The 13,636-nt window shown below is 51.1% G+C and carries 9 protein-coding genes and 5 pseudogenes; 11 read left to right on the forward strand and 3 right to left on the reverse strand.

Going from position 1 to position 13,636, the window contains the following annotated elements:
• Nucleotides 1–42: 42 nt before the first annotated feature.
• The 4 genes and pseudogenes from HRU78_00840 (at nt 43) to HRU78_00855 (ending at nt 1,683) form a co-directional block, all read left to right on the forward strand.
• A pseudogene (locus tag HRU78_00840) lies at nt 43–258 on the forward strand (RHS repeat-associated core domain-containing protein).
• Between the two features lie 48 nt (nt 259–306).
• Nucleotides 307–690 carry a fluoride efflux transporter CrcB gene (gene crcB, locus HRU78_00845; GenBank protein ID QOJ24853.1) on the forward strand — a complete coding sequence of 128 codons (384 nt, stop codon included), beginning with the start codon at nt 307–309 and terminating at the stop codon, nt 688–690.
• 16 nt (nt 691–706) lie between these two features.
• Nucleotides 707–1,024: a DUF190 domain-containing protein gene (locus tag HRU78_00850; GenBank protein ID QOJ22369.1), complete on the forward strand. Its 318-nt coding sequence runs from the start codon at nt 707–709 to the stop codon at nt 1,022–1,024.
• A gap of 173 nt (nt 1,025–1,197) precedes the next feature.
• Complete coding sequence (locus tag HRU78_00855) at nt 1,198–1,683, forward strand: hypothetical protein (GenBank protein QOJ22370.1); 486 nt, start codon at nt 1,198–1,200, stop codon at nt 1,681–1,683.
• 169 nt (nt 1,684–1,852) lie between these two features.
• Here HRU78_00855 and HRU78_00860 read toward each other — a convergent pair.
• The 3 genes and pseudogenes from HRU78_00860 to HRU78_00870 form a co-directional block, all read right to left on the reverse strand.
• Nucleotides 1,853–2,119: pseudogene (locus HRU78_00860) on the reverse strand (ubiquinone biosynthesis protein UbiE).
• A 22-nt stretch (nt 2,120–2,141) separates the two neighbouring features.
• Complete coding sequence (locus HRU78_00865) at nt 2,142–3,173, reverse strand: helix-turn-helix domain-containing protein (GenBank protein QOJ22371.1); 1,032 nt, start codon at nt 3,171–3,173, stop codon at nt 2,142–2,144.
• Nucleotides 3,174–3,304: 131 nt separating this feature from the next.
• Nucleotides 3,305–4,073 (reverse strand): annotated as a pseudogene (locus HRU78_00870) (MBL fold metallo-hydrolase).
• A gap of 358 nt (nt 4,074–4,431) precedes the next feature.
• On the opposite strand from HRU78_00870, the pseudogene HRU78_00875 reads away from it, so the two are divergent.
• From HRU78_00875 to HRU78_00905, 7 genes and pseudogenes are all read left to right on the forward strand, one after another.
• Nucleotides 4,432–4,587: pseudogene (locus HRU78_00875) on the forward strand (serum amyloid a protein).
• 808 nt (nt 4,588–5,395) lie between these two features.
• Nucleotides 5,396–5,497 (forward strand): annotated as a pseudogene (locus HRU78_00880) (PEP-CTERM sorting domain-containing protein).
• Between the two features lie 67 nt (nt 5,498–5,564).
• Nucleotides 5,565–5,813 carry a hypothetical protein gene (locus HRU78_00885; protein ID QOJ22372.1) on the forward strand — a complete coding sequence of 83 codons (249 nt, stop codon included), beginning with the start codon at nt 5,565–5,567 and terminating at the stop codon, nt 5,811–5,813.
• 54 nt (nt 5,814–5,867) lie between these two features.
• Nucleotides 5,868–7,937: an SAM-dependent DNA methyltransferase gene (locus HRU78_00890; protein QOJ22373.1), complete on the forward strand. Its 2,070-nt coding sequence runs from the start codon at nt 5,868–5,870 to the stop codon at nt 7,935–7,937.
• Entirely contained in the window at nt 7,934–9,199 is a 1,266-nt protein-coding gene (locus HRU78_00895; protein QOJ22374.1) for a restriction endonuclease subunit S, read from the forward strand. Before HRU78_00890 ends, HRU78_00895 begins: the two co-directional genes overlap by 4 nt.
• A complete protein-coding gene (locus HRU78_00900) occupies nt 9,196–10,329 on the forward strand; it encodes a Fic family protein (protein QOJ22375.1) in 1,134 nt (377 codons plus the stop codon). Before HRU78_00895 ends, HRU78_00900 begins: the two co-directional genes overlap by 4 nt.
• 69 nt (nt 10,330–10,398) lie before the next feature.
• Nucleotides 10,399–13,626 carry a type I restriction endonuclease subunit R gene (locus tag HRU78_00905; protein ID QOJ22376.1) on the forward strand — a complete coding sequence of 1,076 codons (3,228 nt, stop codon included), beginning with the start codon at nt 10,399–10,401 and terminating at the stop codon, nt 13,624–13,626.
• The last annotated feature ends 10 nt before the right edge of the window (nt 13,627–13,636 follow it).

A 13,636-nucleotide genomic window follows, 5' to 3' on the forward strand; every position in this document is an offset into this window, starting at 1 on the left:
GAAGACCCGGATAGCAACAGCCAACCGTTTGAATACAACCCCCGCTTCCCGGGGCAGTATTTCGATAAGGAAACCAATCTTCACTATAACTATTTCCGCTATTATGAGCCGGAAACCGGAAAATACATCAGTCCCGATCCGATTGAATTGGCGGGGGGAGTGAATGTTTTGGGTTATGTATTGCAGAATCCGCCGAAGTGGATTGATCCATTGGACTTGGCATCACTAGTGACAGATATGATTGCCGGCCCTAAGTGATCCATCGATGATGGAACATGACAAATTCAATCGAGCGAGGACAAATTTATTTTCAATTCGCTATTAGCCATTTGTTTGGGAGCATCTCTCGGCGCCGTGCTGCGCTGGTGGCTGGGTATGTCGCTTAACGCGCTGTTTCCGGCCATTCCGCCCGGCACGTTGGCGGCGAATCTGATCGGCGGCTACCTGATCGGCGTCGCGCTTGCCGTTTTCGCCCATCATCCCGGCTTTGCGCCCGAGTGGCGCCTGTTTGTCATCACCGGCTTTTTGGGCGGACTGACCACGTTTTCGACGTTCTCCGCCGAGGTCACGACCCTGATTCAAGAAGGGCGCATGCTGTGGGCTGTTGGCGCGATCAGTGCGCATGTGATCGGTTCTTTGGTGATGACGATGCTGGGCCTGGCGACCGTTTCCGCGTTCAAAACCATCTGATTTCAGGGAGAATGCCATGAAAGGCTATCAACTGACTTTCTTCACCCAGCAAGACCGCCAGCACCATCACCTGCCGCTCGGGGAATGGCTGGTGCAAGCCGCCATGAAACTGGACATCGGCGGCGCAACACTGACTGTTGCCACCGAAGGCTTCGGACATGACCGTAGGCTGCATTCGGCGCATTTCTTTGAACTGGCTGATCAGCCGGTCGAAGTAACGATGGCTGTCAGCGCACAGCAGGCGGACCGCATGTTCGAGCATCTGAAGCAGGAAGGCGTGAAGGTGTTCTATGTCAAAACGCCGATTGAGTTCGGTATGACCGGGGAATCTTGATGCCGCAGAGCAATTATCGGAAGCGGGCTTGCGGATGAATTTGGCGGGACATTGAGCTACCGGCAGTCGAATTGTTAAATGCCGGTCCTCGTTATTTCACCGGACTTGTTGCAGCAAAACGCGCCAGACTGGTAAATTTGGACGGCCAATCTATTGTTATCAAGGAGCATCAAATGCGAAAAACTCGAATGATCATTGCCTGTTTGCTGGTCTCAATGTCAACCGCAACCCTCGCGGCCGATAAAGACAATCGGCAAACCCTTACGCTCTCGGAAACTCAACGTAGTCACGTGCTGGAGGAAATGCGGGCATTGTTGTCGGGCACACGGGACATTCTGGCGGCGCTTTCGGCGGATGACATGGCGTCGGTCTCCAGGTATGCCCGTCCTTTGGGATTGGGCATGGCGCATAAAGCCGAGGATCATCTCAAAAGTGTGCTGCCCAGGGAATTCATGCAGCTTGGCATGTCCTTGCATCAGGATTTCGATCTAATTGCCGCGGATGCCGAATCCAAGAAAGACTCCAAGCTCACGCTGCGGCAGTTGAGCGATGCCATGGCCAAGTGCATTGCCTGTCATGACGCCTATCAAATTCAAACCGCGTCATTGCCGTCACAGCCGGTGCAAGCTAAGGAACAAGGGCACCACCATCAGCATTAGGGAAGCTCTGAAAAACTACTGCGCTCGGCCATGCTGCGTTGAAATCAAGTTCAAAATGCTCATTTACTCCCTTGTAAACTGCGCTTTTTCACCTGATTTCGCCTTGCCTGACCGTCGCTCGCTACCTTTTTCAGAGCTTCCTTAGGGCATGGCAAGCCGAGTACAAACCTCAAGGTTTTTCCGTTTCGAACAGGATGGCCTGCATCGGGTAGCGCATCGGATTTGAGCCGTATTCCTTTTTGAATGCTTCGGCCAATGCGGTGATGATTTCTTCCGGGTCTACCCCGCCGCGATCTCTGATTTCAAACAGCACGGGCGAGTAAACCAGTGTGCGCGCAAAGGCCGCTATGTCGAAAATGTCGTATTCATGGCGGTGAACTGAGATCACGATGGGATCAAAGCCGATCGTGATCAACTGTTCTTTGAGCGGATCGATTTCGCTTATTTCAAGGCGTTCGTTAAGTGCTGCCAGTACGGCTGCAAGGGGAAATATTGGATGAACAGGGATCATGAGCCGCCGGGGTTTCGGTTGGTGGCGGCTGTGTACCCTGGAAGGTTCTTCGCCATTCGCCCGGCGTGACATCGAAGCGCTGCTTGAAGTGCTGGCGCAGCGACGTGGCGGACTGGAAACCAACCTGTACGGCAATGGCATCGATCGGCAGGGAAGTGGATTCGAGCAGTTCCTGGCTGCGCTGTAACCGTTCCGCTGTCAGCCATTCGCCCACCGACATTCCCGTGGCCTTGTAAAACTGCCGCGTAAAAGTGCGGCGGCTCATCTTGCTGTACTGCGCCAATTCGTCCAGGCTGTGCAACTGATCCAAGTGATTTCGCAAGTAATCCAGCAGCGTATTGATCCGGTTGTCCTGCGTTGAAATGGGGACGGGCCGTTCGATGAATTGCGCCTGACCGCCGTCGCGGTAAGGCGGAATCACCATACGCCGGGCCAGTTTGTTGGCAATCACACTGCCGTAACGCTGCCGCACCAGATATAAGCAACAGTCGATACCGGCGGCGGTGCCTGCAGAGGTAATCAAACGGTCATCGTCGACATACAATGCGTTGCTGTCCAGTTTCACATCGGGAAAACGGTGCATGAAATCCTGCTCAAATTCCCAGTGCGTCGAAGCTTTGCGGTTTTTCAGCAAGCCGGCATGCGCCAGCACATATGTGCCCAGGCACAATCCGACGATCTGACTGCCTCGCGTGTAAGCCGTCGCCAAGGCATCCAGCAATGACTGCTCAGGTCTTTCGGCCGGATCGCGCCACGAGGGCACGATGATGATATCGGCGTGCGCCAGTTCGTCCGCGTCGAGCGTCGATTCAACCATCAACCCTTCGCTGGAGCGCAGCTTGCCGGGTTCGTAGGCGTAGAGTCTGAGATCGAATAATTTCCGCTCGTGCAGCAGATCGCCGAAAATAATGCACGGTACCGACAAGTGGAAAGGGCTGAAGTGGTTGAAGGCAACCACGGCGACTAACGGAGCGGACATGATGAACCTCTATGAAAGAGAAGGCTTTTTACGTTCAATGATGATCTCATAGTAATGCTCGTAAACAATCAGACCATAGTTTAAGTTGAACGATCTGGCAGCATAGATTCATTGCTTGCTTCAGTCTTGAGTCAAAAACTATAAGACTCACCGTCTTCAGGAACCAGCACTCGTCGCGTCATGGCTCTTGCGCTCAAAAACTCGCGCAATTCCTTTCTGGAAAGCGTGGCGTGATTCACCGCTTCCATGTGGCTCGCGATGATCGTCGTGTCAAGCGCGGCTTTGTAAACATCGTAAATATCCTGCTTGCCCATGATGATCGATTCATTGCCGACGACCTGAGCATCGCAGCTATTCAGCACGACAATATCCGGATGATATTTTTTCAGATTATCCTCGACCGCCTGGCACCACACGGTATCTCCGGCGCTATAGAATGTTTTTTATCCGGGTGTTTGAACACGACACCACTGACTTCTCCAAGCAATGCTTTCATGTCTTCCAGCACTTTGGGTCTGCCATGTTGGCCCGGGGTTTTGATCAGCGTAATGCCTGCAAAACCGGTATGTTCATCCAGCACGCGAACATCGCAGAATCCCGCCGACCTAACCGCCAGCGCGTCTTTCTCGTGCTGCACGAAAAACGGCATGTCCTTACAGATGGCCTGCCGCGCCGTATCATCCCAGTGATCCGGATGATCGTGCGTCAAAATGACTCATCCACATCGACGATTTCGCCGACCGGCATCGGCAGCCCGGCCGTCGGATTGCGGATGTGATCGTTGATCGTCCCGCCGAATCCCGGTACTGCACTTTTTTCCGCCAGCCACGGATCGATCAGGAATTTTTTGCCGGCATAATTAATTTGCAAGGTTGCGTTGCGGATTTGTGTGAATTGCATGGCGAGTACTCCTTTTCTATACTGAATGGGAATATTATGAGCAAGCGGCTGGAAAATGGCAGTGTCCCGCGGGACATTTCGCATGCAGTCCGGGCCAAAATGGCGAAGGTTTTTTGTATGACCCAGGGTCATTCTGATGACACAAGCGAAGACTCGGACGGAAACAGTCAATCGTTTGAATACAATCCTCGCTTCCCAGGGCGGTATTTTGATAAGGAAACCAATCTTCAGTATAACTATTTCCGGTAATATGAGTCAGAGACCGGGCGGTATATTTCACCTGATCCGGCTAATGGAATTAATGCTTTGGATATGTGCGTGGAAACCCAGAGAGGTATGCCGACACTATTAGCAGCATAAATATTTTCACTGTAAAGCTAACTATGAAGCCACACAACGTGGTAAAGGCGGTGAAGATGCTGTGAGGTGTTTAAGTGATGCTCGAGAATGGTTTGATCAAAGTATTAAGAGTGCCGAATCTTATGCGGATCAAATTGCGAATCGTTATGGTTAAGCGCGAGGTATACAGATCCAGGTGGTGACTGTCGCCAGATTTGCCTCCGTATAGGCCTAACGGTCTACCATCGCAGTACTGAAATTATCAGGCCGGATGGCATGAAAAAGTTACTGATATTTTTATTGGTTATATTGTTTCTCTCGGATTGTAATTTTGGGGAAATAGATAAGTGTTTGGACAGAGGCGGGAAATGGAATTACGAAGAAAGGAGGTGTGTACTTAAAGAAAATCAGTGACAGCTTACCGAGCAACAAGAAACTTGAATTGATGAGTAGGTTAATCGATAAAAAATCAGAAGGAGGTCAAAATGCTGCTACGTATTGTGATATCAAAATTTCTGACTTGCGCTTTCTTGTTTTACGCGACTGCAAGTTCGGCAACGGTGGTTAATATCGGCGCCACTCAATATGGATTTGCTTTTCCTACCGACCCGGCGCCTGTAGTCGGTCAAATAATCATTCCTTTTAGCACAAGTGGCCCTCTTAACCAGCTGACGCTTAGTGCCGGCACTTACACTGTCACAAACGCTACCGGCTTGCCGGGTGCCAACCCCGATTTCACGGCCGCACGCTTCAATGACATGGGCGGAGCTAATTGGGCATGGAATTTTATCATTGCCGATGATTCAGATAAAAAAGTCGTTCTTTATGGGGAAGCAGGGGGATTATCCTCGACAAAATCGGGAATTGCCGATCAACTCAGTGTGAAAAACTTTATGAGTACGTTCCACCTGTCAACTACGACGACACTCGATTTCATGATTCGGGACTACTATTTGACGGATAACGCAGGTGGCGTCGCAATTAACATCACAGCCGTACCCGAACCCGAAATCTACCTTATGCTGGTGGCCGGACTGGGATTACTGGGATTTATGGCATATCGTAGAAAAGAAATTTCCATGTAGTTCAAGCTTAAATTTTTACCGCACGGGAGTATAAGCTCCCGTTCTTTTCAACAGCTCATTCTCTCGTTTGTCTTCCGGTCATCCCTCGATGGCAGCCCCGGTATGCAAAACACCAGAAGATTTCAAGGCGTGGAGCCAGAATCTGGGGCATGAAGGCGTGATGACTACCTTCCTGAGTTATGGTCAGGTGGCGGAACACCGCCAAGGTGAAATCATCAAACAATTGGCGATTGCGCAACAGAATCCAGAAGCAGATATTCATAAACTGGCCAGCGTGATGATGCAGCAATTACGGGCCACAGGTATGAAAATATAATTAAAACCACTATTATCAGCAAAAAAAATACTTCTGGAATATCTCCAATAGCTCATGAACAAAGATCAACTAAAAAAACTCGAAGCTGATTTGTGGAGTGCTGCTGACAAACTGCGCGCAAATTCCGATCTGAAATCGAGCGAATATGCGACCCCGGTGCTGGGGCTGATCTTCCTCAAATTTGCCGACAACAATTACCGCCGCCACGAGCAGGCCATTCTCGCCGAATATCAGCAATTGCAGGGTACCCGTCGCGAGAAACCGGTTTCTGAAATCGCCATCGAGAAATGCGGTTTTTACCTGCCCAACCATACCCGTTACGATTATCTGCTGAATCTGCCGGAAGAAAAGGATATCGCCAAGGCGCTCAAGGAAGCGATGAAGGCCATCGAGGAATACAAGCCGGAACTCGAAGGCGTGCTGCCGAAGGACGAATACGCCGCGCTGACGCGCACCGACAAAACCATTCCGCAACAATTGCTGAGAACGTTCGCGGATATTCCCGCCAATGCGACCGGCGATTTGTTCGGGCAGATTTACGAATACTTCCTGTCCGAATTCGCCCGCAGCGAAGGCCAGAAAGGCGGCGAGTTCTTCACACCGCGCTCGGTGGTGCGCCTGATGGTCGAGATCATCGAACCGCATGGCGGCAAGGTGTTCGATCCCGCCTGCGGCTCCGGCGGCATGTTCGTGCAATCCGCACAGTTCATCGAAGCGCATCGCGAGGAATTGAAAGGCGCGGACAGCGGCGTGTATGTCTGCGGCCAAGAAAAAACCCAGGACACCGTCAAGCTCGCCAAGATGAACCTCGCCGTCAACGGCCTGCGCGGCGAAATCAAGCAGGCCAACACCTATTACGAAGACCCGTATGATAGCTTCGGCGCATTCGATTACGTGCTCGCCAATCCGCCGTTCAACGTCGACGACGTGAGCCTTTCCAGCGTGGAAAAGGACCGGCGTTTTAACACCTATGGCATCCCGCGCAACAAATCGAAAGTGAAGAAAGCCGACGAAGGCAAGGAAACCGTGCCGAACGGCAACTACCTGTGGATCAGCCTGTTCGCCACTTCGCTCAAACCGCAAGGCCGCGCCGCATTGGTCATGGCGAATTCCGCCTCCGATGCGCGCCATTCCGAAGCCGACATCCGCAAAACGCTGATCGAGCAGAACTTGATCTACGCTATGTTGACACTGCCGTCGAACATGTTCTACACCGTCACGCTGCCTGCCACGCTGTGGTTTTTCGACAAAGCCAAAAGCGACGACAGGATTCTGTTCATCGACGCGCGCAACATTTTCACCCAGATCGACCGCGCCCACCGCGAATTCAGCGAGGAACACATTCAAAACATCGCCGTCATCAGCCACCTGCACAAAGGCCAGCGCGAAAAATTCGTGCAGCTCATCGATCGCTATTTTGCTGCCGGTATGGAGCGGCTGATCGAAAACAACGAAAAGATCGAACCGGTCTGCGCGCAATTGCTTGATGTACTGGACGACGCGGGTGGCAAACAAGCGGTGAGTGAACTGTTACAGCATTGGAGAGAACTGGAAAAGCTACAGACCCATTACGCGCAATATCGCAAAGAACATGCGATTGCCGCAGAAATCGACAAGAAAAACCAGGCACAACACCAGTTGCGCAATGCATTCGATCCATTCTTCGCCGCACTGCACGAAGGCTTGAAGCGCCTGGACAAGACCGTGCGCCATCATGAAAAACAGCAAACCGGGCAGGCGCAGCGGGAAGGCAAGCGCACCGCAACTGACCGCAGAACAAAAGCGCTCAAATCCGCGCTGGAAGAACTGCATCAGGATGTGAAAAGCGCGGAAATTTACTTTCAGCATATCCATTGGCTGCAGGAACGCTTTCCCAATGCGCAATATGAAGACGTCACCGGCCTGTGCAAACTCGCCACGCTCGAAGAAATCAAAGAACAGGATTATTCGCTGAATCCGGGGCGCTATGTCGGTGTGGTGATTGAGGAGGATGGCAAAAGCGAGGAGGAATTTATCGCGGAATTGCTGGCGATGAATGATGAGTTGCTTGCTCTCAATAAACAAGCGAGCAAGCTCGAATCTGTTATTACGCACAATATTTCTGCGATAGCTGGCGATCTATGAAGCAATATGAATCACAATTCAGAAAGCTCACTGAAGTTGGTACAGTGAATCGCGGAAAATCCAAGCACCGCCCCAGAAATGCGCCTGAGCTTTACGGTGGCTCCTATCCATTTATTCAAACTGGTGATGTGAAACACGCCAATTTTTATATTACTGAATACGTGCAGACATACAGCGAAAAGGGACTCGCACAAAGCAAACTTTGGCAGCCTGGAACGCTTTGCATCACTATTGCTGCAAATATCGCTGATACGGCTATTTTAAAAATTCCCGCCTGTTTCCCAGATAGCATCATCGGATTTATTCCAGAAAAAGGAAAATCCGAAGTAAGGTTTATCAAGTATTGTTTAGATACTTATAAGAAGGAAATGCAGTTAATTTCCCAAGGTACGACGCAGGATAACTTGAGCCAGGGAAAACTTCTAAGTTTGCGTTTTCGAATTCCCGACTACGATCAGCAGCAAAAAATAGCGGCGATTCTTTCCGCCTACGATGAGCTGATCGAAAACAGCCAGCGGCGCATCGCGCTGCTGGAAAAGATGGCCGAGGAAATCTATCGCGAATGGTTTGTGCGCCTGCGCTTTCCCGGTCACAAGAAGATAAAGTTGGAGAGTCGTCCGCTCCGAGATTTTGTTCAGGAATATATTGGCGGAGACTGGGGAGAGGATATGCAAGGTTCGAAGTTCGCAAATCCAGTGTACGTTATTAGAGGTACTGATTTTGAAGGTGTTCTGCAAGGTAATATTTCTTCAGTTCCGCTTCGTTACGTAAAGGATTCAAGTCTGCGTAGCCGAAAACTCAGAGTTGGGGATTTGATTGTTGAAAATTCCGTTAACCATCAGTCCCGCACTGCCGGGAAATCGTTGCTGATAACACAGCATTTGCTAGATCTATTCGATGGAGATGCGATCTGTGCCAGTTTTTGCAAGTTGATTCGCCCCAAAAATACCAAGCATTCAAAGCTCCTTTCACTAAATTTCAGGCTACTATTTGAACAGGGCTTATTTGAATATTTCCAAAATGTTGCCACAAATGGTATCGCTAACTTACAAGCCGAGCGCTTGTTAGATAGGCATCTGATTTTTTTTCACGAGAATATTGATCTTCAAATACTCGATTCATTCGATACAAGTTTATTGGCAAGAGTACAAGCCAATTTGAGACAGACGAGAGATCAATTACTTCCCCGCCTGATCTCCGGCAAACTTGCCGTCGAGCATCTCGACATCCGGTTCCCGCCCGGCATGGAGGATCGCCCATGAAATTTGAAACATTTAAAGCCGGTGCTTGGCAGCAGCGTTATCAGTACAAAAGTTTCGAGCCGGTACCGGTGAACCATGAGTGGGTATGGGAAGATGCCACCATCAATACCCTGCTGGAAGCGGCCAACCGGGCGCTCGGGGAATTGAACGCTTTTTCTTTGATCGTGCCGGACATTGACCTGTTCATTCAAATGCACGTGGTGAAGGAGGCGCAGACTTCCAGCCGGATTGAGGGCACGCAGACCGGTATCGACGAGGCGCTGATGTCGGAAGATCAGATTCAACCGGAAAAGCGCAATGACTGGCGCGAGGTGCGTAATTACATCGACGCGGTGAATAGCGCGGTTGCTGAATTAAAACATCTGCCGCTGTCGAACCGGCTGCTGAAACAAACGCATGAAATCCTCATGCGCGGGGTGCGCGGCGAGCATAAGCTGCCGGGCGAGTTTCGCACCAGCCAGAACTGGATCGGCGGCTCCAGCCTAGCGGATGCCGCGTTTATTCCTTCCCATCCGGATGGCGTGCCTGACTTGATGAGCGATCTGGAAGCGTTTTGGCACAATGAGGCAATTGTCGTACCGCACTTGATCCGCGTGGCGATCAGTCATTATCAGTTTGAAACCATCCATCCGTTTCTGGACGGCAATGGCCGTATTGGCCGTTTGCTGATCCCTTTGTATCTGGTTAGCCATGGCTTGCTGGAGAAGCCTTCGTTGTATTTGTCTGATTTTTTCGAGCGCAACCGGGCGAGTTATTATGATGCGCTGATGGGTGTGCGGGTATCGAACGACCTGATTCATTGGGTGCGTTTCTTTCTGCAAGGCATAGCGGAAACCGCCACCAAGGGACGCGACGTATTCCGGCAGGTATTGACTCTACGCACCGAGGTGGAACTCGCTGTGCTGACATTGGGCAAACGCGCCGCCAATGCGCGGCAGTTGTTGAATTTATTGTATCGTAAGCCCATTGTGTCAGCGGCTGACATTGAACGAAATCTGTCCGTCAGTCCGCCAACAGCGAATGCCTTGATCCGGGATTTCGAACAATTAGGGTTGTTGCAGGAAATTACCGGACAGCAACGAGGACGCGCTTACGTGTTTGATCGTTACTTAAGCTTGTTCACTAGTTAAGGGAAACCGCTTTCCCTTAACTTAGACGACGATTAAGTTAAAGCAAAATAAATCCGGATAGAAAACTGAATGCCTAACTTTATTTCCGAAGATCAGATCGAGCAAGCGCTGGTGCAAAAGCTCCAGCATCTGCACGGCTTCGACGCGCTCGATTGCCATACGGAAAACGCGGAAGATTTGAACGACGGTTCAAACCGCGCCAGCAAACGCGATGTGATCTTGGTGGATCGGCTGCGCGAAGCCGCGCTCCGTTTGAACCCGGATATTCCACGAGAAGCCATCGAGAGTGCTTTGGAAAAACTGTGCGAGCGGCGGCAGGCGATGACGTTGATTGCGGCAAACCAGGAAATCTACGGCCTGTTGCGCGACGGCATTCCGGTAACGTTTGACAATGCGCAGGGACAGTCTCAGCAGGAGCGCGTGCGCTTGCTGGACTTTAACGTGCCGGGCAATAACCGCTTTCTGGTCGTGACGCAACTGTGGATCAAGGGCGAGCGCGGTTTCCGCCGCCCGGATGTGTTGCTGTACGTGAACGGTATTCCGCTGGTGTTCATCGAACTAAAAAATTCGAATGTGAAGCTACGCAACGCTTATGACGACAATCTGACGAATTACAAGGCGGAGATTCCGCAGCTTTTCCTGACCAATGCGTTTTGCGTGCTGTCCAACGCCGTCGAAACCAGAGTCGGCAGCATCACGGCGCAGTGGGAGCATTATTTCAACTGGCTGCGCGCCGATGATGAGAAACAGAAAATTGACCGCGCGGCAATCCGTGCGCAAGGCACCAGCCTGGAAGGTGTCATCGAGGGCCTGTTGCCGCAGCAAAAGTTGCTGGATTACGTGGAGAATTTCGTTCTCTATTACAAGGACACGCAGAAAATCATCGCGCAGAACCATCAGTTTATCGGCGTGAATCGCGCGTATGACGTTTTCCTTCAACGTGAGGAACTGGCAGGCAAACTAGGGGTGTTCTGGCATACGCAGGGATCGGGCAAAAGTTTTTCGATGATTTTTTACGCGCGCAAAATCTTCCGCAAGCAGACCGGCAATTTTACTTTCGTCGTGGTGACCGATCGCGACGATCTGGATGGACAGATTTATCGTAATTTCCTCAACACCCGCACGGTGAGTGAGGCCGAGGCGGCACAACCGAAGAACAGCGAGGAGATGCGAAAATTCCTCGGGCAGAACAAACGCATCGTTTTCACGCTGATCCAGAAATTCCGCTGGGACAAAGGCCGGGAATATCCCGAGCTCTCAGCGCGAAACGATATCATCGTGATCGTCGACGAGGCGCACCGCACGCAATACAAGTCGCTGGCGGAAAACATGCGCAAGGGGCTGCCCAGAGCGAACTATCTGGCATTTACCGGCACGCCGCTGCTCGGGCGAGAACGCAAAACCAATGCGTGGTTCGGCGGTTATGTGTCGGAATACAATTTTCAACAATCGATGGATGACGGTGCGACAGTGCCGCTGTTTTACCAGAAACGCGTGCCGGAGGTGTTGATCCAGAACGAGGGATTGAGCGAGGAGTTTTACCAGATTCTGGAAGATGAGAATCTGGATGAGGCGCAGCAGGCTAAGCTGGAGAAGCGTTTCTCCACGGAAATAGAAGTCATCAAACGCGACGACCGGCTGGAAAAAATCGCGAAGGACATCGTCTATCACTTCCCCCGGCGCGGTTATCTTGGTAAAGGGCTGGTGGTGTCGGTGGATAAATTCACCGCCGTGAAGATGTACGATAAAGTGCAGCGGCTGTGGAAGGAAGAGATAAGAAGCCTGAAAGGGACTATCAGCAAAACCGCCAGCGAAATTGAGAAGCGGCGTCTGGAGCAGCTCGTTGAATTCATGCGTTCTGTTGAAATGGCCGTGGTGATTAGCGGAGACGCGGGTGAGGAAGAAAAATTTGCCGCGCAGGGCTTGGCCATCAAACCGCATCGCGAACGCATGGATAAGCTGGATGAACATGGGCACGATATTGAATACAACTACAAAGATCCGGAACATCCGCTGCAATTGGTGTTTGTCTGCGCCATGTGGCTGACCGGCTTTGATGCGCCGACACTTTCCACTTTATATCTCGACAAACCGATGCAAGGCCATACGCTGATGCAGACCATCGCTCGCGCCAATCGCGTGACATCGTGGAAGATCAACGAAGTGGAGAAGCGCAATGGCGAAATCGTGGATTACTACAATGTATTCCGCAATATGAAACTGGCGCTGAAAGATTACGCGCAAGGCGGCGACGAGACCGAACCGCCGGTCAAGGAAAAAGCGAAGCTGTTTCGTTTGCTGGACGAAGCGATTGAACAAGGCTTTGCGTTTTGCCACGAAAAGGCGGTTGCATTGCGCGAGGTGCTGGGTAGCGATGATGTATTCAAACAGGTCGGGCGATTTGAGTCTTTTGCTAACACCTTGCTGGCAAACGATGAATGGCGCAAGAGTTTCAACGTGTATGAGAACACCATCACGTCGCTGTATGAGGCGTGTAAGCCGGAGGTTCTAGGACGCAACAAAGGGCGCGAGGTGGCTGCGTTTCAGTATTTGCGGGGCGTGATCGAAGCGCATATCGAACAGAAGGATATCGACGCGATCAGCTTAAAGATTGCCGAGCTGCTGGATGAAAGTGTAGTGGTAGATGGCGCGGAAGCGCATAAAGCACAACAGAAAGATGCGGAATATCAGATTATTCAGAAGGGCAAAACCTGGGATTTGAGCAAAATCAATTTCGACAAATTACGCGAGGAATTCAAGCAAGCGCCGTACAAGCATATCGAGATCGCCGACCTGCGCGCATTCTTGCAACATAAACTGGAATTGATGCTGCAACAGAATGCAACGCGAACAGATTTTGCCCAGCGCTTGCAGCAGATTATTGACACCTACAACGCTGGCGGTTCATCGACCGAAAATTACTATGAAGATCTGATGCAATTCACCGAGGATTTGCGCGCGGAGGATGAGCGTCACATTCGCGAAGGGTTAACCGAGGATGAACTGGAGCTCTTCGATTTGCTGAAAAAAGACAAGATGACGCAAGAGGAAACGCAGAAAGTCCGGCTTGCTGCGAAGTCACTGCTGCATCGCCTTTTGCAAGAACACCCCAAAGTATTGGTGCAGGATTGGTATAAAGATAATCAAACTCAGAAAATGGTGCGCTCGGCAGTCGAGCAGGTGCTGGATAGCAATTTACCGGAAAGCTATGATCGGGTGCTATTCCGCGAGAAATGCGACAACGTGTTTTATTTGGTGCTGGAATATGCCAGTCATGGCAGGAAGTGGGCAGCCTAAGCTGTAGTAA

It is taken from the genome of Gammaproteobacteria bacterium, assembly GCA_015709635.1.
Taxonomy (GTDB): domain Bacteria; phylum Pseudomonadota; class Gammaproteobacteria; order Burkholderiales; family Nitrosomonadaceae; genus Nitrosomonas.